At 58.3% G+C, this 21,520-nt stretch carries 19 protein-coding genes; 8 read left to right on the forward strand and 11 right to left on the reverse strand.

All coding sequences use genetic code 11. The annotated features are described in order from the left end of the window. Positions 1-3: 3 nt before the first annotated feature. Positions 4-642, forward strand: coding sequence for a peptide-methionine (S)-S-oxide reductase MsrA (gene msrA, locus JH15_RS00615; protein ID WP_043525996.1), 639 nt, complete (start codon positions 4-6; stop codon positions 640-642). Here the strand turns inward: msrA and JH15_RS00620 are convergent. The 9 genes from JH15_RS00620 to can all read right to left on the reverse strand — a co-directional run bounded on the left by JH15_RS00620 (position 623) and on the right by can (position 10,562). Further along, entirely contained in the window at positions 623-1,666 is a 1,044-nt protein-coding gene (locus tag JH15_RS00620) for a hydrolase (protein ID WP_052383824.1), read from the reverse strand. The genes msrA and JH15_RS00620 overlap by 20 nt on opposite strands. Before the next feature lie 81 nt (positions 1,667-1,747). Continuing rightward, positions 1,748-3,052, reverse strand: coding sequence for a Xaa-Pro dipeptidase (gene pepQ / locus JH15_RS00625; RefSeq protein ID WP_043525999.1), 1,305 nt, complete (start codon positions 3,050-3,052; stop codon positions 1,748-1,750). After that, entirely contained in the window at positions 3,049-3,996 is a 948-nt protein-coding gene (locus JH15_RS00630) for a LysR family transcriptional regulator (RefSeq protein ID WP_043526002.1), read from the reverse strand. The genes pepQ and JH15_RS00630 overlap by 4 nt, the downstream gene beginning before the upstream one ends. Positions 3,997-4,007: 11 nt before the next feature. Then, positions 4,008-5,078: an ABC transporter ATP-binding protein gene (locus tag JH15_RS00635; RefSeq protein ID WP_052383825.1), complete on the reverse strand. Its 1,071-nt coding sequence runs from the start codon at positions 5,076-5,078 to the stop codon at positions 4,008-4,010. Continuing rightward, complete coding sequence (locus JH15_RS00640; protein WP_043526004.1) at positions 5,075-6,097, reverse strand: ABC transporter ATP-binding protein; 1,023 nt, start codon at positions 6,095-6,097, stop codon at positions 5,075-5,077. The genes JH15_RS00635 and JH15_RS00640 overlap by 4 nt, the downstream gene beginning before the upstream one ends. Before the next feature lie 10 nt (positions 6,098-6,107). Next, positions 6,108-7,049, reverse strand: a complete 942-nt coding sequence (locus JH15_RS00645) for an ABC transporter permease (RefSeq protein WP_043526007.1) — start codon at positions 7,047-7,049, stop codon at positions 6,108-6,110. After that, entirely contained in the window at positions 7,046-8,095 is a 1,050-nt protein-coding gene (locus tag JH15_RS00650) for an ABC transporter permease (RefSeq protein WP_043526009.1), read from the reverse strand. Before JH15_RS00650 ends, JH15_RS00645 begins: the two co-directional genes overlap by 4 nt. 93 nt (positions 8,096-8,188) lie before the next feature. Beyond that, on the reverse strand, positions 8,189-9,763 hold the full coding sequence (locus JH15_RS00655) for an ABC transporter substrate-binding protein (protein WP_043526012.1): 1,575 nt from the start codon (positions 9,761-9,763) through the stop codon (positions 8,189-8,191). Between the two features lie 151 nt (positions 9,764-9,914). After that, on the reverse strand, positions 9,915-10,562 hold the full coding sequence (gene can, locus JH15_RS00660) for a carbonate dehydratase (RefSeq protein WP_422730540.1): 648 nt from the start codon (positions 10,560-10,562) through the stop codon (positions 9,915-9,917). Positions 10,563-10,756: 194 nt separating this feature from the next. Here can and gorA point away from each other — a divergent pair, with 194 nt between their 5' ends. The 4 genes from gorA (at position 10,757) to JH15_RS00680 (ending at position 14,824) form a co-directional block, all read left to right on the forward strand. After that, on the forward strand, positions 10,757-12,118 hold the full coding sequence (gorA, locus tag JH15_RS00665) for a glutathione-disulfide reductase (RefSeq protein ID WP_043528526.1): 1,362 nt from the start codon (positions 10,757-10,759) through the stop codon (positions 12,116-12,118). A 245-nt stretch (positions 12,119-12,363) separates the two neighbouring features. After that, positions 12,364-12,945: a diaminobutyrate acetyltransferase gene (gene ectA / locus JH15_RS00670; RefSeq protein WP_043526016.1), complete on the forward strand. Its 582-nt coding sequence runs from the start codon at positions 12,364-12,366 to the stop codon at positions 12,943-12,945. Positions 12,946-13,039: 94 nt separating this feature from the next. Beyond that, positions 13,040-14,305 (forward strand): diaminobutyrate--2-oxoglutarate transaminase, encoded by a 1,266-nt coding sequence (gene ectB, locus JH15_RS00675; protein WP_043526019.1) that lies wholly within the window; start codon positions 13,040-13,042, stop codon positions 14,303-14,305. Positions 14,306-14,428: 123 nt separating this feature from the next. Then, positions 14,429-14,824, forward strand: coding sequence for an ectoine synthase (locus tag JH15_RS00680; RefSeq protein WP_043526021.1), 396 nt, complete (start codon positions 14,429-14,431; stop codon positions 14,822-14,824). A gap of 69 nt (positions 14,825-14,893) precedes the next feature. Here JH15_RS00680 and JH15_RS00685 read toward each other — a convergent pair whose 3' ends face one another. Next, entirely contained in the window at positions 14,894-16,615 is a 1,722-nt protein-coding gene (locus tag JH15_RS00685; RefSeq protein ID WP_052383826.1) for a bifunctional protein-serine/threonine kinase/phosphatase, read from the reverse strand. A 61-nt stretch (positions 16,616-16,676) separates the two neighbouring features. Continuing rightward, positions 16,677-17,486: a formate/nitrite transporter family protein gene (locus JH15_RS00690; protein WP_043526026.1), complete on the reverse strand. Its 810-nt coding sequence runs from the start codon at positions 17,484-17,486 to the stop codon at positions 16,677-16,679. Positions 17,487-18,101: 615 nt separating this feature from the next. Between JH15_RS00690 and JH15_RS00695 the strand changes: the two genes are divergently transcribed. The 3 genes from JH15_RS00695 to JH15_RS00705 are packed head-to-tail and all read left to right on the forward strand — an operon-like array spanning position 18,102 to position 21,462. Next, on the forward strand, positions 18,102-18,956 hold the full coding sequence (locus tag JH15_RS00695; RefSeq protein ID WP_043526029.1) for an ATP-dependent zinc protease family protein: 855 nt from the start codon (positions 18,102-18,104) through the stop codon (positions 18,954-18,956). A gap of 8 nt (positions 18,957-18,964) precedes the next feature. Beyond that, a complete protein-coding gene (locus JH15_RS00700; protein ID WP_043526031.1) occupies positions 18,965-20,479 on the forward strand; it encodes a UUP1 family membrane protein in 1,515 nt (504 codons plus the stop codon). After that, on the forward strand, positions 20,476-21,462 hold the full coding sequence (locus JH15_RS00705) for an alpha-L-glutamate ligase-like protein (RefSeq protein WP_043526033.1): 987 nt from the start codon (positions 20,476-20,478) through the stop codon (positions 21,460-21,462). The genes JH15_RS00700 and JH15_RS00705 overlap by 4 nt, the downstream gene beginning before the upstream one ends. Positions 21,463-21,520: the final 58 nt, after the last annotated feature.

A 21,520-nucleotide genomic window follows, 5' to 3' on the forward strand; every position in this document is an offset into this window, starting at 1 on the left:
ATCATGTGGGGAGCGAGCAAAGAGAGACTGGTCAGCCCTGAGCGTGCTCTGCCGGGACGCGAGACCCCGCTGGAGATTACCGGTATTCATCACGTCACGGGGCGCAGCATGACCCCGCCGTTTCCTGAAGATCACGAAGAGATCGTGCTGGGACTGGGATGCTTTTGGGGTGCCGAGCGACTCTTCTGGGAACTGCCGGGTGTCCACGTTACGGCAGTCGGCTATGCAGGCGGTTATACCCCCAACCCGACCTATCAGGAAACGTGCAGCGGCCAGACCGGGCATGCGGAAGTGGTACGCGTGGTATTCAATCCCCGCATCATCGGTCTTCCGGAGTTGCTGAGGGTTTTCTGGGAAGCCCACGATCCCACCCAAGGCATGCGGCAAGGCAACGATATCGGTACCCAATACCGTTCAGTAATCTATACCACCCACGACGAGCAGAAAGTGTTGGCTGAACAAAGCCGTCAGCAGTTTCAAGAGGCACTCAAGGCCGCAGGCCGAGACACGACCATCACCACGGAGATCGCTCCCCTGGATAACTTCTATGTAGCCGAAGAATACCACCAGCAGTATCTGGCCAAGAATCCGGGTGGTTATTGTGGCTTGAAAGGAACCGGAGTCAGCTGTCCGATCGGCTGATGGGGGTCTCTCTCAGCCAGGCTTGCGCTTTGGGCAAAAGGAGCGACCAGTCATCGAGTTGACGTGCTACACGCCGAACCAGCCAGGGGTAGGTACGGCCCCGCTCAATGCCGATGAACCCCACATGGCCTCCCTGTGGGGTGATTTCCACCCGTACGGCTTCCGCAGGCGCGGGTAATCGGTCGAACAGATTGCTTGGCATGAACGGGTCGTCGTTGGCATGCAGGATCAGCGTCGGCAATTCGATGTCGCCGATCAGCCGTCCTGCCGAGCATCGCTGGTAATAGTCGCTGGCCGAACTGAAGCCATGCAAGGGTGCCGTCACGGCATCGTCATAGGCCCATAGGCTATCCAGGCGCCTGAGTTGCTCATGCGTCAAGTCGATGGGAAGCGCTTCCTTGGCCATCTTGGCGGCTACCTTACGCTTCAGCGAAGCCAGCAGATGGCGCTGGTAAACCCTGGCAAAGCCATGGTTCAGCGCCTCGGCACTGGCAGCCAGATCGAGTGGGGCACTGATGGCAATGGCCCCCGATAGATTGAGCCCGTCGCCCCCCTGTTCGGCGATCAGCTTGACCAGCATGTTCCCGCCCAACGAGACGCCCGCAGCCACCTTGATCGCTGTCGGATAGCGCTTCGCCAGCTGGCCGATCACCCAATAGGCATCGGCGGTATCGCCGCTATGGTAGGCCCGGGGAAGACGGTTAGGGGTCTGACCGCAACCGCGAAAATGCATGAGCACGGCGCGCCAGCCCCGCTTCGCTGCCATATCGAGCAAAGCACGGGCATAGGGCGAGGCAAACGAACCCTCCAGGCCATGGAAAAGCACGAACAATGGCGCATCTGCTGCCAGCGGTGCGGGGCGTGCCCAGGCGAGCTCGACGAAATCGCCATCAGGCAGTTCGAGGATTTCACTATCGCGAGCCAACCTTGGCCGCGGCAATAGGCGCGGCAACAGGGTTTGCACATGGCGATTGCCAAGCACGTAGGGGGCTCGAAAATCGGCGTTTACGATGGAGCGTGACATGCCGGCCTCATGGCTGACTCTACCTAAGCTTATCGTGCCCATACCGGCAGTCAAACGGTACTGACAAACGACGTCAGCAATTCAATCAGCGCTCGGTGTCAGGTTCTCGTAAGCCGTCTCGGTGACGTGCACATTGTCCTCGACGCGAATTCCTCCATGCGAAGTGAGCGCGTCGATCGCCTCCCAGTGGATATCGTGTGCCACCTTCGTTTCGCGCAAGGGGGCCAGTAACATGGGGATGAAGTAGCATCCCGGCTCAATCGTGACCACCATGCCGGTTTCGAGTTCCCGTGTCAGACGCAGTGCCGGGGCCCGATCGGGTGGCGGCAGGGCTGTCCCGTCGGGACCACGGCGCCCGCCGACATCGTGAACCTGCAGGCCCAACAGATGGCCCAGGCCATGGGGGCAGAATGCATAGGTCACGCCTTGCTCGATAGCCGCTTCGACACTGCAATCGATCAAACCCTGTTCCTTCAGCAGACGGCCAAGCTGTTCATGCATCTGCCAGTGCAGGTCGACGAAGTGCACCCCGGGCGCTATGCGCCTTACCAGGTTTTGTTGAAGGGCGTTCATCCCCTCCAGCAGCGCTTGGAAACGCACGTCGCTATCGTGACCACTCCAGGTGCGAGTGATGTCTGCGCAATAGCCCCGGCTACGGTGCCCGGCATCGACGAGCAGGCTGTATCGGCGTTCTGCTGGACGAATATCGTAATGCTGGTAGTGAAGAACCCCGGCATGCTCATTGCGCCCAACAATGTTCTGGTAGGGCACCTCGGTTTCACGCTGCCGACTGGCCGCAAGATAGGCCAGTTGGATATCGAGCTCTGCCGCTCCCCCTTCGAAGGCGTCGCGTGCGGCCTGATGCCCGGCCATGGCAAGGCCGTTGGCCTCACGCAGGCAAGCCACTTCATAAGGGGATTTACGTACACGCAATTCATCCAGCGCAATCCAAAGTTGCTCTGGGTTGAGCTCCACACCCATGGATTGGGCCTGCTCGCTCGGCACGTCGCCGAGCAGCGCATAACGCCCTGGCGGCAAGGAGGGAGGCGACGACGCGTTAGACTCGATAATATCGAAATGCTTAACCCACGCCTCGTCTGGCACCGGGGTACTCAAATGCCAGAAATCCTGCGGCATGTGCCACTGCAGTACAGGCCGATGACCGGGACGTATCAATAGCCAGGAATGCTGCGTTCCCGCCAAAGGGACCCAGTGCAGGAAGTGACCGAAACTGGCGAAGCTGCCGGCATGATCATCGCCGAAATGCAGGTGAGCGTGACCACTGTAAATCACGACACCATCATACCCGTAACGGCCTAGCTTATCGGCGTAGGCATCATCCAGGGCCGACAGATGAGCGAGATGCTGTGCCTCGATTCGAGTCATGTACGTTCTCCGACCGACGGGAAAAGGAGGGTGGATGGATCGCTGCCCTCGAGATGCTCCCATAGCGCCTCGAGACCGCGATGCTGACGTCCGCGATGGCGATAGAGGCGAATCTGAAAGGGCACATCCCAACGGGCGTCTCCGGCTCTGGCCAGCGTGCCGTCAGCCAGGCTTTCACGTGCCATTCGCTGAGGCAGCCAGCCTATGCCATAGCCCAGGCGAATCAGCTCCTTGATATTGGCGCTCTGAATACTTTCGTTGACCACATTGAAATGGCTTGCCTCGGGTTGTCGGGCCAGATTGGCGGCCAGCGCTGCGCTGAATAGCCCCCTTGGATGATAGGCCAGCAGGGGCAGGGGGGTGCGACGCGTGCCCGGCAGCACGAAGCGAGGCTGACCACTATCGTTGGCAATCGAGCAAGGAATCAGGCGCTCTTCTCCAATCACCCGGTAGCGAAAACCACTGGTATCCAGGTCGACTTCGCAGCGCTCCAACGGCCAGTAGCACAGCGAGATATCGCATTCGCCGCGCTCCAGCGCCTGGAAATAATCGGCGAGCAACCAGCTCGTGGCCCGCAGATAGGGAAAGACCTGATCCTGCAGACCTTGGGTCGCGAGCCAATTTGGCAAAACATGCGACAAAAGGCTCTGTGGCGCAGCCACCAGCACGCGGCGTGCCTGCTCGTCTGCCAGATGCTGGATGCGCTCACGAGTCAGGCGAACGCGCTCTGTCACTTGCTCGCATAGCGCCAGGAACTCCTCCCCGGCAGGCGTCAACGAGAGAGGCAAGGTTTGACGATTGATCAAGGTGGTGCCCATTTCCTCCTCGAGCAGCTTGATACGCCGCGAGAACGTGGGCTGCGATACGTTCTGTTCATCAGCGGCTCGAGAAAAATGCCGGGTCCTCGCCAAAGCGACGAAATCTTCCAGCCAGCGTAACTCCATAACCTCGTCTCCTAGAGACGCCCTTCCTCGACGGCGTGGCAGGCCACCTGACTGCCATCCTCCTTGGCAATGAGACGGGGAATCTCGATACGACACCGTTCGTTGGCATGGGGGCAACGTGCATGGAAGACACAGCCCGACGGGAGATTGACCGGCGTCGGTACCTCACCGCTCAAGCGGATATGTTGCGGACGGTCATCCTCGAGCTTGGGGATGGCTGACATCAATGCTTGCGTGTAGGGATGACGGGGCGTGGCGAATAAGGTCGCCGTTGGTGCGATCTCACAGACCGTACCCAGGTACATGACCGCAACCCGCGTGCCGAAATGCTCGACGACCGCCAGGTCATGGGTAATGAACAGGTAGGTCAGGTGTCTATCGCGTTGCGCGTCCATCAACAGGTTCAGCACCTGGGCCTGAATGGACACATCCAGTGCCGAGATCGGCTCATCGGCCACGATGAATTCGGGGTCGACGGCCAGGGCACGGGCGATAGCGATTCGCTGTCGCTGGCCGCCCGAGAATTCATGACCGAAGCGCTTTCCCCAGTCGGGGGCGATGCCCACCGAAGCCATGACTTCCTCGACCTTGTCACGCACCTTCTGGCGATCCCAGTCCGGATGATGCAGGCGTAACGGTTCTTCAAGCGTCTGCTGGATGGTCATGCGCGGATTGAGCGATGCATAGGGATTCTGAAAAATCATCTGCATGCGCTTGCGGTAGGGAAGCAACTGACGGGATGACAGCGAGTCGATGCGCGCACCGTCATAGCGAATTTCCCCACCTGACGGGGAAAGTAACCCCATCACAACGCGGGCGACCGTGGATTTACCACACCCGGACTCACCAACGACGCACAGCGCCTCCCCGCGCTGGATATCCAGGCTGACGCCATTGATGGCATGCACGAATTCCTGCTTGCGAACGAGCTTGCCACCCTTGAAGCGCAGCTGTTCAAGGAAGTCGCCGGACAGGGAGAAGCGCTTGGTCAGGTCGCGAATTTCCAGCAAGGCCTGACGGTCCTGCTCGGGAGCAGCCGGGATCTGCGAATCCAGGGCGGGGGCCTGAGCAACTCGGTTCATGGGGTCTCCTCCTTGGCCAGGCTAGGCTCGCCGTTGAGCATCTCGGCAACCATATGACATGCGACACGGCAATTTCCCGATTCCACGAAGTCCGGGATCACGTCATGACAGGCTCGACGTGGCTGCCCATCGGCACGCTTGACGAAGCCGCAGCGTGGATGGAAAGCGCAGCCTGAAGGCAGCTTCGATAATGATGGCATGCTGCCGGGAATCTGATTGAGTCGCTCGCCTGGCGTGGCCATCTGCGGCAGGGCGTTCATCAGCCCTTGGGTATAGGGATGCTGTGGGTCATTGATGATTTCCCGGGTAGGACCTTCCTCGATGACGCGACCGGCATACATGACCAACATGCGCTGGGTCACCTGGCTCACCACCCCCAGGTCATGCGTGATCAGGATCAGGCCGACATTATGCTTTTCGCACAACTCGAGCAGCAATGCCATGATCTCGGCCTGGATGGTGACGTCCAGTGCCGTGGTCGGCTCATCGGCAATGATGATGTCAGGATCAAGTAGCAGGGCAATGGCAATGATGATGCGCTGCCGCATGCCGCCGGAAAGCTCGTGCGGGTATTGGTCGAGCCGGGTTTCAGGCGAGGGTATCTGCACCTGCTGAAGCTTGTGAAGCGCAATGGTCCTGGCTTCACGGCTCGAGATACGCCGGTGTGCCTTGAGGCATTCGACCATCTGTTCTCCGATCGAGAGCACCGGATTCAGGGTCATCATGGGATCCTGGAATATCATGGATATCCGGTTTCCGCGGATCTTGCGCAAACAGCGTTCGGACATGCCATTGAGTTCCTGCCCATCGAAACGAATGCTGCCACCGGCGATGAAGCCGGGTTTCGCGATCAGGTTGAGCAACGAGAATGCGGCGACCGATTTCCCGGCGCCGGATTCGCCCACGATACCCAGACGCTCACCACGATCGAGCGAGAAGCTGACATTGCGCAACGCCCGAACCTCGCCTTGGCGAAGGGCGAAACGCACGTCCAGGTCGGTGACGTTCAATAGGGACATGGTTTACTCCTCAGCCTTTGTAGAGGCGTGGGTTCATGACGTCTCGTACCCAATCACCCAGCAGGTTGATGGTCAGTACCAATACCACCAGGACCACGCCGGGGATCAAGGTGATCCACCACGATCCTGATTGGATGTAGTCGAAACCGGACTTGATCAAAGAGCCCAGGGACGGGTGGGTCTCCGGCATGCCGAGACCCAGGAAGGAGAGGGCCGCCTCGGAAATGATCGCGTTGGCGATCTGGACCGTGGAGATGACGAAGACCGGCGATAGCGTATTCGGCAACACATGGCGGAACATGATGCGACGACTCCCAAGCCCCATGACACGGGCCGCATCGACATATTCCTTGCTTCTCTCGGCCAGCACCGAGGCACGCACGGTACGTGCGTATTGTGGCCATTCCGCCAGACCGATGATGAGAATCAGCATCAATACGGCATATTCGCTGTAAAAACTGCTGCCCAGCGTAGCCTTGACGATGGCCCCGACCACGATGGCGACCATCAGGGTCGAGAAGGAGAGCTGAATATCGGCCAGACGCATCAATAGTGCATCGACACGTCCCCCCAGGTAGCCAGCCAACAGGCCGAATGTTACGCCGAGCAGCGCCTGCAACAACACCGCACCGAAGCCAATGATCAGCGAGACGCGCGTGCCGTATAGAATGATCGACAGCAGGTCGCGGCCCTGGGCATCCGTGCCCAGCATATACATTTCGTCGGCTCCTGCGATCCAGAAGGGAGGCAACTCCGAGGCCAGGATGTCGATCTGACGCAGATCATAGGGGTCGGTAGGCGCCAACCAGGGCGCCAGGAAGGCGATGATCACAAGGCTTACAAAGATGGCCAGGCAAAGCTGGGCGCTCCAGGTACGCTTGAAGCTGTACAGGAAATAGGAGTCGCGAAACCTGGCCCAGCGGGTCGGGGTAGGGGAAGCGTAGGTACTCATGCAGGCTTACCTGTCAGTTTCACGGTGGGGTTCACCATGCCGTAGACCAGATCGACCAAGGTATTGGTGACCACGAAGATCACACCGACGATCATCAGGTACGCGACGATCAGCGGGATGTCGGCACGGTTGATGGCGTCGATGAACATCAGGCCCATGCCAGGCCACTGAAAAACCGTCTCGGTGAGAATGGTGTAGGCCACCATGGTGCCGATCTGGACGCCGCCGACCGTGATGACGGGGAGCAGGGTATTCTTCAGCGCATGGACGAAATAGATACGTCGAAGCGATATCCCCTTGGCACGAGCGAACTTGACGTACTCGGATTGCAGAACCTCCTGCATTTCCGCTCGAATCAAACGGATGAACAAGGGCAGCATGATCGATGCCAGCGCGATCGAGGGGAGTGCCAGGTGGCGCAAGCCCCCCAGGGTGAACAAGTTCGAATCCCAGTAACCCACCATGTGGGTCAAGTCCTGCCCACGACCGAAGGAGGGCATCCCCCCTTCGGTGGACAGGAAACCGTTGAGCCAGCTACCCCAGGCCGTATCTTGGGGAAATAGCGATACGGTCATCCCGATCGAGAATATCTGGATCAGGACGATCGCCGTGAGGAAGACCGGAACCGAGATGCCGATGATCGACACCCCCATGAAGAATCGGGAAATCGGCGATCGGGGTTTGATCGCGCTATAGACACCGATCGGCACCGAGAGCAGCACGATGATCAATGTGGCGCCGAACACCAGCTCCAGCGTGGCAGGCAGGTGCCGTGCGATGACATCGAGTGCCGGCTCACGATAGAAGTAGGAAAATCCGAAATCGCCTTGCAGCGCGTTAGCCGCAAAGCGCAAGTATTGAGTGTGGAAGGGATCGTTGAGGCCGAACCGCTCGCGAAGGGCCTCACGTTCACTTTCGGGAACCGACTGGCCCACCATTTGCTGGATAGGGTCACCCAGGTTGCCCTGGATGGCGAAGGCGAGAACGCTGATGACGAACATCACCAGAATGGCGTGCATTAGCCGCTTGGTCAGGAAAGCAATCATGGCTTGCGCCACCTTTAGAAAATAATCATGACAACGTCGCAGCGCCCCCCGGCAAAGCCGGAGGACGCGCGGTAGGCGAAACGCAGGTAGCGCTTATTCTTTTACGACGAGATCACCCAGGTAGGGGAAATCGAGAGCGTTGAGCACAGGCTCGACATCGACACCTTCACGGGCCGCATAGGCCAGGTTTTGCCAATGCAGCATGATGTAGCCGGCATCTTCGTAAAGCATGCGCTCGGCTTCACGCAGCATCTCCTGGCGCTTCTCGGTATCCGTCTCGGTGTCGGCCGCGGCAACCAGGGCGTCGATTTCCTCGTTGCAATAACTGCCGTAGTTGTACTGGCCGGCCCCGGTTTCCTCGTCGAAGCACGCAGAGAGATACTGGAAGAAGTTGGCGCTATCTTCGGTGTCGGCATGCCAACCGATCATTGCGATGTCGGACTGGCGTGTATCGTACTCAGGCCAGTATTGTGCCAGCGGCATGGTGCGCAGATTCACCTTGATGTTGATGCGTGCCAGCATGTTGGCCACGGCCTGGGCGATCTGCGCATCGTTCACGTAACGATTGTTGGGTGCGATCATGTCGACCTCGAACCCATCCTCGTAGCCTGCCTCGGCCATGAGCTCCAAGGCACGTTCCACGTCGTAGCGCGGTGTCAGGTCCGGATTGTGGCCTGAATAGCCTTCCGGAGAGAACTGCGCCGCCGGGGTTGCAAAGCCGCGCATGAGTCGATCGGCGATACCTTCCTGATTGATAGCGTAGTCGACAGCCAGGCGGACGCGGGGGTCCTGGAAGGCCTCGACCAATTCTTCGTTGAGCTGAAAGCCGATGATGCGGGTGCCGGGCACTTCGATGAGGTTGACCCCATTGGCTTCACGCACGCGATCCATATCGTTGGGCGGTACGGCATCGATGAAGTCCACACCCCCGGAGAGCAGGGCAGCCACACGGGCCGCATTCTCGCTGATCGGGGTGAGTACGATGCGATCGACATTACCCGGTGATTCCTCGTCCCAGTAGTCATCGAAGCGTTCGAAATCGACGCGGACACCCTGGCGGCGTTCGGTGACGACAAACGGGCCGGTACCCGAGACATTACGCGAAGCAAAGGAGTTGCCAGCCTTGACGATTTCACTCTTTTCGTCACCGCCGTCCGTCGTGCCTGAATAGAACTGGCTATCCATCGGGAAGACGTAGGTCGCCAGGTTAAGCAGTAGCGGGTAGGGCTCGGCGGTCTTGATTTCGACGGTCGTATCGTCGATCGCTTCGACCTGGGTGATAGGTTCGAAGATGGCCCGGTAATCGGGGCTCTCTTTCAGCCGCTCGATGGTCCAGGCCACATCCTCGGCAGTGAATGGATTGCCTGAATGAAACGTGACATCGTCGCGCAGAGTCATGCGTAGCGTGGTCTCGTCGACCTGCTCCCAGGACGTCGCCAGGCGAGGTTCGAATTTGAAATCCTTGGTCCAGCGAACCAAGGGATCGAACGAAAGGTGGGAGAAACGTAGCATGCCGCCGGAAAGCTGTTCGTGAATATCCAGCGTTTCAGGATCGGCATTGTAGCCGACACGCAGGGTGGTTTCTGCAAGCGCAGTCATCGGCAGCAAGGCGGAGCCGGTCATGGCCGCACCCACCAGCGTGGCCATCAAGGTCTTGTTAAAGGTCATGTTGATCCCCGGTTGTCGATTGTTATTGGTTACCACGACGGTCGCAGTACCCAGACACGCACCATAGTCAGCAGGGGATCGATGACACAATCGAAATAATGACAGGCATCATTCACTCACCGAATGATGCCCACTGTGACGAGACGGTAATTCAGTTGCTGTTGTCCTCTACCGGTGAGAAACGGTCGACACGATAGAGCTGAGGCACCTGCTCGAGTCCTTCGACTGTACATTCCAGATCGGTCACGCAACCGTCATCGAGGCCATATACCCAGCCGTGTACCGCAAGGGGCTGACCACGCACCCAGGCTTGCTGGACGATCTTGGTGCGGCACAGGTTGTCGACCTGGGCCTTGACGTTCAGTTCGCACATGCGATCGACTTGCTCCTCCAGGCTCTTTCCCTCCAGATCCTTGCGATGGCGGCTATAAAGCTCGCGAATGGAGTGCAGCCAGAAGTCGACCATGCCGAACTCGCCCCCCGTGACAGCGGCACGAACACCGCCACAGCCATAATGTCCCACGACCATGATGTGCTTGACCTTGAGCACATCGACGGCAAATTGCACCACCGACAAGGCGTTCATATCGTTGTGGTGCAGCAGGTTGGCCACGTTGCGATGCACGAAGACTTCGCCGGGTGGCAGGTCGACGATCTGGTTGGCAGGCACCCGGCTATCGGAGCAGCCTATCCAGAGGTAGTCGGGGTTCTGTTGCTGAGAAAGGCGCGAAAAGAACTCAGGATCAGTACGACGTACGGAATCGGCCCATTGGCGATTCCGCTCCAGTAACAGCTGCATTTCTTTTTTCATTCTGGCTGCCTCGCATGGGTCGGGGGAGATCGATATCGCTTCGATGTAGGCTGTGGTGGTTCTTTTACCTGCCGCATCGGTCGCGGTCAACGACCCAGCCCTCCCGACTGAAAGCATTGGCTGGTATGATGTCGCCCATTCAAACCAGACCTACCAATCCCTTCAAGTGCCAGGAGACCATTGTGTCCGAGTTCGACTATGACCTTTTCGTCATTGGTGCCGGTTCAGGCGGCGTTCGTGCAGCGCGTACTGCGGCAGCTACAGGTGCTCGCGTCGCGGTTGCCGAAGACCGCTATCTCGGCGGCACTTGCGTCAATGTCGGCTGCGTTCCCAAGAAGCTCTATTCGTACGCAGCGCATTTCCATGACGCCTTCGAGGACAGCACCGGTTTCGGCTGGTCATTCAGCGAAGCTCCACGCTTCGATTGGGCGGCCCTACGCGACAACAAGATCGAGGAAATCAAGCGCCTTAACGGCATCTATGGCCGCTTGCTCGATAATGCCGGGGTCACCCTGTTGAATGCTCGCGCCAAGATACTCGATGCGCATCGGGTACAGGCAGGCGACCAGACCATCAGTGCAGAAAAAATTCTCGTCGCTACCGGCGGCTGGCCCTGGGTACCGGATTTTCCCGGCAACGAATACGTGCTCGACTCGAACCAGATCTTCGATCTGGATCATTTCCCCAAGCGTTTCCTGGCGCTGGGGGGCGGCTACATTTCCGTCGAATTCGCCAGCATCTTTAACGGCTTGGGTAGCGAAGCGCACCTTGTCTATCGGGGCGAGCTTTTCCTGCGCGGCTTCGATCGAGAGGTTCGCGAGTTCACTCGGGATGAAATGCAGAAGAAGGGCGTCAACCTGCATTTCGAGACCAATATCGAGAGTATCGAAAAGGTCGAAGGGGGCCTACGCGTAAGCCTGACCAATGGCGAGACTCTGGAAGTCGACGCGGTCCTGGCTGCAACAGGCCGCAAACCGCACCTTGCAGGCCTCGGGCTGGATGACATGGACATCGAGCTCAACCCCAATGGCACACTACGCGTCAATGAGCGCTATGAAACGTCCATTCCTTCCATTCTGGCGCTAGGGGATGTGACAGGGGGGCCGGAGCTGACACCGGTGGCCCTCGCTGAAGCCATGCATATGGTCCAGCATCACTTCGGTGATGCCACGCCACGGCCGCTGAACTATGACAACATCGCTACCGCCGTGTTCTGCCATCCCAACATCGGCACGGTCGGGCTCTCGGAAGAGGAAGCCCGTGAGCGATTCGAACAGGTGCGCATCTATACGGCCGACTTCAGGGCGATGAAGCATACGCTATCGGGTAGCGAGGAACGCTGCCTGATGAAGCTGGTTGTCGACGATGCCAGCGATCGCGTGGTCGGCGCCCATATGGTTGGTGAAGAGGCTGGAGAAGTGATCCAGGGGATCGCCATTGCCGTGCGTGCCGGCCTTACCAAGACCGATTTCGATGCCACCGTGGGTATTCATCCCACCGGCGCCGAGGAGTTCGTCACCATGCGCAGCATAACGCGTCGCTAAAGGTTCTCGGTCGTTAGCGAAGGCTACTCCATGGGGTAGCCTTCGTCGTTTTCGGGCTCGCCAATTCGTTTTCATCGACTATTCTTGAGATGAGCGCGAGGAAACGATCCTAAGAAAAGTTACGTTTCATCACGCTTGTATAATTTTGTTTTATAGACTCCACGCCTGACGATAAAAACCACTTTGATCTGTCCATAAGTCCTTGTTATACTAATTCGCGAATTCGCCAACAGCGAACTATATACATGAATCTGACAACGACGCAGCCTTTCACGCCTTCCGCTGATCTCGCGCGCCCTAGCGTGGCCGATGCAGTGGTAGGCAGCGCCAAGACGTCCCTCTTTATTCGCAAGCCCAACCCCGATGACGGGTGGGGTATCTACGAACTGGTCAAAGCCTGCCCCCCCTTGGATGTGAACTCCGCTTATGCCTATCTCCTGCTCGCCACGCAGTTCCGAGATAGCTGTGCGGTAGCGACAGATGAGGAAGGCGATATCGTGGGCTTCGTTTCCGGTTACGTGAAGAACAACGCCCCCGATACCTATTTCCTTTGGCAGGTGGCCGTTGGCGAAAAAGCGCGGGGCACTGGGCTGGCACGGCGTCTTGTCGAGGCCGTGATGGGGCGACCGGAACTCGCCGACGTTCGCCATCTAGAAACCACCATAACGCCCGACAACGAGGCGTCGTGGGGGTTGTTCAAGCGTCTTGCCAACCGCTGGCAGGCCCCGCTGAACAGCCGCGAGTACTTTTCAACGGATCAACTCGGTGGTGAGCATGACCCCGAAAATCTGGTGCGCATCGGGCCGTTCGACCCCGGGCACATTTGATTCGCTGCTCATCACTCTCTTCCTTCCTGAGTCAGACGATGCCTTTGTCGTCTGACCTCTCCCTCTCGTTTAGACCATCGACCAGGAGGTCATGATGCTGACCCAGATCCTCGAACGCATGGAATCCGAAGTTCGAACCTACTCACGCTCGTTTCCGGTGGTATTCACCGAAGCCAAGGGCGCACGCCTCACCGCCGAGGACGGCAAGCAGTACATCGATTTTCTCGCCGGCGCCGGTACGCTCAACTATGGTCACAACCATCCCAAGCTGCAGCAGGCGCTAATGGATTACATCTCCAGCAATGGCATCGTCCATGGCTTGGATATGTGGACCAAGGCCAAGCGCGACTATCTTGAAGCGCTTGAGGAAGTGATCCTCAAGCCGCGTGGCCTGGACTACAAGGTGCAGTTGCCAGGGCCGACGGGTACCAATGTCGTCGAGGCAGCGATTCGTCTTGCTCGTGTGGCCACGGGCCGTCACAACGTCGTATCGTTCACCAACGGCTTCCATGGTGTGACCATGGGCTCGCTGGCGGTCACCGGCAATCGTAAATTCCGTGAGGCCACCGGCGGTATCCCCACCTCAGGCGGCACCTTCATGCCCTTCGACGGGTATCTGGGTGAGGGCGTCGATACCCTCGCGTATTTCGAGAAGCTGCTGGGCGACAATTCCAGTGGCCTTGATCGTCCCGCTGCGGTCATCGTCGAAACGGTTCAGGGTGAGGGCGGGATCAACCCGGCCAGTATCGAGTGGCTGCAGCGCCTGGACCAGCTCTGCAAGCGTGAAGAGATTCTACTCATCATCGATGACATCCAGGCGGGCTGCGGTCGTACCGGCAAGTTCTTCAGCTTCGAGCATGCGGGCATCAAGCCGGACATGGTCACCAATTCCAAGTCGCTCTCAGGGTACGGCCTGCCATTCTCACACCTGCTGATGCGTCCCGATCTGGACAAGTGGCAGCCGGGTCAATACAACGGCACCTTTCGTGGTTTCAGTCTGGCGATGGTTACCGCGACTGCGGCGCTGCGTCACTTCTGGAGCGATGACACCCTCGAGCGCGATGTTCAGCGCAAGGCACGCATCGTCGAGGAGCGTTTCCAGCAATTGGCCGAATGGCTGGGCGGGAAGGGGATCACTGCCTCCGAGCGCGGCCGTGGTCTTATGCGCGCCCTGGATGTCGGTACTGGCGACAATGCAGACAAGATCACCATGGAGGCCTTCAAGCGCGGTCTGGTTATCGAAACCAGCGGCCACGACGGTCAGGCAGTCAAGTGTCTTTGCCCGCTGACGATCAGCGATGAAGATCTTCTCGAAGGCCTGGACATCCTCGAGTCTAGCGTCAAACATGTATTTAGCTAACGCTGCATGAGCGCCCGTCGTCGACAACGGACGTAAATGACGAGTTCGGCCCGTTTTCTCGCGGGTCGAGCTTCTGCTTGGTAGACAAGCTGAACGCAAACCGCAGAGTAGGGGATTATCTCGATGATCGTGCGCAACCTTGAAGAAGCCCGCAAGTCAGAACGCCTGGTTACCGCCGAGACTGGCGCCTGGGATAGTACGCGTCTGTTGCTGGCCAGTGATGGGGGTGGTTTCTCCTTCCATATCACCCGTATCTATGAAGGGACTGAAACTCATATTCATTACAAGCATCACTATGAGGCGGTGTTCTGTATTGAAGGCGAAGGTGAAGTCGAAACATTGGCCGATGGCAAGATCTGGACGATCAAGCCGGGCGATATCTACATTCTCGACCAGCATGACGAGCACCTGTTGCGTGCCAGCAAGACCATGCATCTAGCGTGCGTCTTTACACCGCCGATCACCGGTAATGAAGTCCATCGGGAAGATGGCTCCTACGCGCCACCCAACGAGCAGTAAAGGCCTGTATTACAGCCAGCATACCGCTCATGCCCCGTCAGCATTGTTGCCGGGGCTTTTCTTTGTCGGTTATCTGACCAGCAAACCAATAACCATAAGCGCTAGCACGAGCGACACACACTTCCAGAACAGCACGGGATCGCGCTCCATCAAGGGAGGGCGTGTGTGCTTCAGGGCATGTTCGCTCGGGTGGCGTAGTTCGTGAGTGAACTCAGAGAGGACGATATATCGGCGATGCGGATCCGGATGCACGGCCTTGCGTAACACCTCATCGACCCAGAGCGGGATACCCCGCTTACCATCGCAGGCAGGGCGGTAGCTGAGCTTCTTCTGGGCGGCTCGCGTTCTTGCCTGTGACACCTGGGTGCCATAAGGCAACCGGCCTGTCAGCATCGTATAGGCGATCACGCCCAGGGAGTACTGATCCGAGCGGGTAGACCCACCGTCACCCAGGAAGTATTCCGGCGCCGTGAACGGCGCTGTTCCCAGAATCTCGGCTTGGGTTCGTGCGTGTTGCATATCGTGAATGCCGGCGACCTGGGTAGCGCCGAAGTCGATGATCTTGACGGTGCCGGTGCTGTCGATCATTACGTTGGCGGGACGAAGGTCCTGATGCAACATTTCCAGTCGATGAAACGCGCGCAACCCCTTAGCGATCTGCTCGACGAGCCCCCTGACGGTTTCCAGGTCGGGGCTCGGATGGTCACGCATCCATTGATCCAGTGTCTGACCCTCTACGTATTCGGCGACGGTATACAACGATTCGCGGGGCCGTGCGGGAACGTAGGGCTTGAGGACATGAGGACTATCGATACGCCGGGCAATCCATTCTTCCATCATGAACCGTTCACGATAAGCCGCATCGTCTCGCAAATCGATGGACGGCGTCTTGAGAACGACGGTGGCGCCGGTCGCTTCGTCAACGGCAAGATGAACATGGCTACGACTGCTGGCATGAAGTTGCCGCAGGATACGATACCCTTCAAAGCGCATCCTCGGTTCCAGCATCGGCGGCGACGGCAGGGTATCGAGATAGGGCAGAAGGTCACTGGCCTGAGCCCGGGGCAGCGTATCCACGCGTACGATCTGCGCGGTCAGGTTGTCGGTACTGCCATTGGCCAGGGCCTGATTGACGACCATACTCGCCGCCTCGTCAAGCGAGTCACGATGCGCCCGAATCATCTCGACCATGGCATGCTCATCCAGAAACTCGTATACGCCATCGGTCAAGAATACGAAGATATCGCCAGCTTCGACAGGGAGCGCAGTATAGTCGATTTCCAGATGGGTATTGATGCCCAGGGCTCGGCTGAGGTAGCTCGTCTCCTGCGAAACCCATAAGCGATGGTCCTGGGTCAGGCATTCGGATTGATTGTCGCGCAAACGATAGACACGTGTATCGCCGACATGAAAAAGATGCGCCGTATGGGCCTTGATGACGAGGGCACTAAACGTACAGACGTAGCCCCGGTCCATGTCGAAGCGATGTTGCCCACGCTGGCTTTGAGCGTGCAGCCAGGAATTGGTAGCCATCAGAACGCGCTGGGCCGAGGTCTTGACGGACCAGGCTTCCGAGGTGCAGTAGTAGTCTTCCAGAAACCCGCCAACAGCCGCCTCACTGGCGATCTGACTGACGTCGCTACTGCTGATTCCATCCGCCAGGGCTATGGCAATTCCCTTGGTGCTCAGTTGTGGCTCATCGGGAATGCAAAGTCCGTGAAAATCCTGATTGATCGCTTTCTGGCCTTTGTCTGAATACTGGCCGACGGAAACGGAGAGGCGGGCTGTCATGGCAGGGCAGTCTCGCGCACGAGCCCCGGAAAGGATGGGCCGGGACTCGTGTCGTCATGATTTAGAGCGCGCGCTGGGGTGCAGTGCGTACATGGGTGGTATAGAGCGTCAAGCCAGTCAATGAGAGGCCGCCCACGAGATTGCCGATCACGACCGGCAGTTCGTTCCAGATCACATAATCCATGATCGAGAAATCACCGCCCATGATCAGCGCCGACGGGAACAGGAACATGTTCACGATCGAATGCTCGAAGCCCATGGCAAAGAACAGCATGATCGGCATCCACATGGCGATGACCTTGCCACTGACGGTGGTAGAAATCATGGCGCCGACGACGCCCAACGACACCATCCAGTTACACAGCACGCCGCGTATGAAAATTGTCAGCATGCCTCCGGCACCGTGCTCCTTGTACCCCAGGGTACGAGCATGGCCTATGCCGGCGATGGCTTCTCCGACAGCGTCGGGCTGTTTGGAAAATCCATAGGTAAAGACGATGGCCATCAGCACCGCAACGGTCAGGGCCCCGAGCAGGTTGCCAGTAAAGACCACGCCCCAATGGCGCAGGATGCGACTGATCGTGACCCCTGGGCGTTTATCGAGCCATGCCAGCGGCGTGAGCACGAAGACACCGGTTAGCAGGTCGAATCCCATGAGATAGAGGATGCTGAAGCCCACCGGGAACAGAATGGCACCGATGATAGGGCTGCCGGTCTGAACGGTTATCGTCACGGCGAAGACCGCAGCCAGAGCCAGGATTGCACCCGCCATAAAGGCACGAATTAGGGCGTCGCGGGTCGACATGTAGATCTTGGCTTCCCCGGCATCCACCATTTTGGTGACGAACTCAGTCGGTACTAGATAGGACATCGTTTTCTCTCTTTCTCAATCGCAATCGCAGCGGTTACAAGCAAAAAGGCGCCAGAGACCGCTGTGTCCGGCCTCAGGCGCCTTTGCCTGGTGTCTATAGTTCATGCTGACACCCGAGCTATTCATGGATCGCCATTGATCCGTCGGGCATGCCATTGATGTCACGGCATGAAGTTAAACAAGCAAGCCGTGTGCCAACCGCATTGGCCAAGGGCTTTGGTCCGATGGCGACACATAGGGCAGCGGCTTAGATCGTCTAGCTGCGAAACGAAGAGAGAGAATGACTCAGACAACCAGCGTAGCGAGCGTATCCTTCGAGCAGGCTGAATCCGGTCTACAAGAGTGCATTGCTAACAATGGCGTGACACCATTTGGTGCATGGGAGCGTCCCAGCACGACAAGGTGACACGTCAGCGGTGCCAGCCTGGATGAGAAAGCTCAAGCCGATGGTTCGTATAATATATATTATGTTAAATAGGTGAGTAGATTAGCGCTTCGCCACGATTTCTGAGGTTCCAGATTGGACACGCTTCAAGGCGCACCTTAACATTCGCTGGTGGTTTTCACCCCTACGGGGTTTCTTACAGCACATCCTTCAAGGAATGCTTTTTCGTCATGCGAATTCGGCCGCTTCTGCTTCCCGCAACGTTTATCTCCACAAGCCTGCTTGCGGGCTGTGCACTGCAACCGAGTCCCGCCGAAGAGCGTCCCACGCCCTTGGATCCGCAACGCTTCGAACAGCGCATCAATACATTGGAGCAGAACCTGTTGAGCCGCTGCGAACTGGGTGAGCTTAGCGTGCAGGATCAGAACGCCAAGCTGCACGTGATGCATCGCGATGTCCGGGAAATCGGCAGCCTGGTACGTCACCTGCGTGCCGATGTCGAACAGATCACCGAAGCTCCTCAGGTAATCACGACACAATGCAAGCAGGAAGACAACGATGCTTTGCAGAACAAGGAGCTGCTCGGGAATAGCGAATGGATCGGCTTGCCCGATGTGGGAACCTACCTGAAAGCCCGCATCGATACCGGGGCCAACACATCGTCCTTATCCGCCAAGGACATCACGCGTTTCGAGCGTGACGGTGAAAACTGGGTGCGCTTCAAGCTGGCTCTTAGTGAAAACGATGTGGTGGTCGATCCCGTTCGCGATCAGTGGATCGAAGCGCCTGTCCAGCGCCGAGTTCGTATCGTTCAGGCCGCCGGCGACGAGAGCCGTCCGGTGGTCAGCCTACTGATGACGCTGGGGCCCATTCGCGAATCGGTTGAGTTCACATTGACCGATCGAAGCCACATGAATTTCCCCGTGCTACTGGGTCGCCGTTTCGTGATGGATATTGCCATCATCGACGTGTCCCAGCGCTATATTCATCCCCGCCCGGAGTTTCCCGGGGGGGCGCCTTCCGAGCAGGCCGACCGCGACCAGGCCAGTGACGAAACCGACGAAACGGTCGAGACAGAGCAATAAGGACATCCATGGCACGCCTGCCTTTCTATATCATCGTCGGTGTACTGCTTGTCGCCGGCATTGCATTGAGCGTTCATCGTCACGTCCAGTTCGAGGTCCCCTGGACTCCAGGCGAACAGCGCCAGGTCTGGGAGATCGAATCCCTGATCACATTCTCCGCCCAGGGCAATCCGGTCGTAGTCGATATGGCGCTACCGTCGCATCAGCGAGGGTTTCGTATCCTGACGGAAAACACAGCCTCGTCCGGGTACGGCCTGTCCTTTTTGGAAGACGAACGGGGACGTCGCGCTCAGTGGTCCATACGGCAGGCATCCGGCTCACAGCAGCTCTATTACAGTGCCCAGCTACTGGAGACGCCTCCTGGCAGTCGCCAGCAGCAAAGCCAGCCGCCTCCCCTGCCCCGAGACATCGTTTGGGAGCGACCCTTCGATACGGCGGCAAGCCAGGTCATCGAGCGCGCCTACCAGCGTAGTGCCGATCCATTCACGTTTACTCGCGAGTTGGTCAGGGATTTTACTGGTAATCGCCAGGGCGAGAATATTCGCTTGCTGTTGACCCAGTTCGACAGGACCCCACTGCTGGTCAGGCTGCTTAACGAAGCCGGCGTCCAGGCGCGGGAAGTTAGCGGTTTACTGCTCGAGGATGGACGGCGTCGTCAAAGCCTGACCTCATGGCTGCAGGTCTTCAATCAGCAAGGCGAATGGGTGCTGTTCGACCCGCGTACCGGCGAGCAGGGTCGCCCTGAGAACCTGCTGCTGTGGGAAGACCGAGGACAGGCAGTGCTCGAGGTTCAGGGCGGCGTCAATTCCAATGTCACCTTCTCGATGATCCAGCATAACCAGCCGGCGGCCGCGGCGGTCAGGAATCAGTTGGCCGACGATACCTTGCTCAACTTCTCAATCCATAGCCTGCCCCTCGAGGAGCAAGCGCTCTTCCAGACCATTCTCCTGATTCCGATCGGCGCACTGGTTGTGGTATTCCTGCGCGTGCTGGTGGGCATCAAGACGTCGGGAACCTTCATGCCGGTCCTGATCGCCCTGGCCTTCATACAGACCTCATTGGCGACTGGATTGATAGGCTTCCTGCTGGTGGTCTCCGTGGGCCTGGTGATACGCAGTTACCTGTCGCATCTTAATCTGCTACTGGTTGCCCGAGTGTCGGCGGTGATCATCACGGTCATCGCCATCATCTCGATCTTCTCGGTACTCTCCTACCGCTTTGGCCTAAATGCTGGCCTGACGATCACGTTCTTCCCGATGATCATCCTCGCGTGGACTATCGAGCGGATGTCCATTCTCTGGGAAGAAGAAGGCCCCAAGCAGGTCATCATTCAAGGCGGCGGCAGCCTGCTTACCGCCGTGCTCGCCTATCTGGCGATGAATAACCCCTGGGTTCGGCACATCACGTTCAACTTTTTGGGCGTGCAGATGATTCTAATGGCGTGCATCCTGCTGCTGGGTAACTACACCGGCTATCGCTTGCTTGAGCTTCGACGCTTCAAGCCGGTGACGGAGGATTCATGATGGGTAGCTGGACGACCCCGGGAAAACTCCGCGCCAAGGGGATTGTCGGCATGAACCGGCGCAATATCCGGTACATCGGCCGCTATAACAATCGTCGCCTCTACCCCTTGGTCGACGACAAGTTGAAGACCAAGCTGTTAGCACACGAATACGGAATCACCACACCGGATCTGATCGGCACCGTGACGACCCAATTCGGCGTCAAGCATGTCACACAGCTGGTGGACGGCCTGCCTGGGTTCGTCATCAAACCGGCGAAGGGCAGCGGTGGCAAGGGTATTCTGGTCATCGAACGCGTCGAGGACGATGTTTACATCAAGCCGAGCGGCGCGCGCCTTAACCGAGACGATCTTGAGCGCCACGTTTCGAATATTTTGTCTGGGCTCTATTCCCTGGGCGGCGCTGCTGATGTGGCCATGATCGAAACGTTGATCACCTTCGACGAAACCTTCGCTGAATACACCTACGAAGGGGTTCCCGATATTCGCGTAATCATATTCAAGGGTTATCCGGTGATGGCCATGATGCGTTTATCGACCGCAGCCTCGGATGGCAAGGCCAACCTTCACCAGGGCGCGGTAGGTGTGGGGATTGATATCGCAACAGGCACGGCGATTCGCGGCGTGCAGTTCGACCGGCCTCGAACCGACCATCCCGATACTGGCCATGAGCTGGCCAGCTTACGAATTCCAGACTGGGAAACGCTGCTCACCTTGGCGGCGGGCTGCTACGAAATGACCGGGTTGGGTTATCTCGGCACCGACATGGTGCTCGATCGCCAGCACGGGCCGATGCTGCTCGAACTCAATGCCCGCCCCGGCCTGGCGATCCAGATGGCCAATGGCGAAGGACTGCGCCGTCGCCTGGACCTCATCGAACGACAGCCCGACGGTGTCGACGTTGCCCGGCGCATCGCCTTCTCTCAGAAACACTTCGCTCGTAAAGGTGAATTGCAACAGGCGACCGATACTGCCATTGCCTAATCGCTTTTCTGGGCGCCTGGCTGTGAGGGGCCTCCTGACGATAGAATGGACGCTTACA

The sequence above is a fragment of the Litchfieldella xinjiangensis genome (assembly GCF_000759345.1).
Lineage (GTDB): Bacteria > Pseudomonadota > Gammaproteobacteria > Pseudomonadales > Halomonadaceae > Litchfieldella_A > Litchfieldella_A xinjiangensis.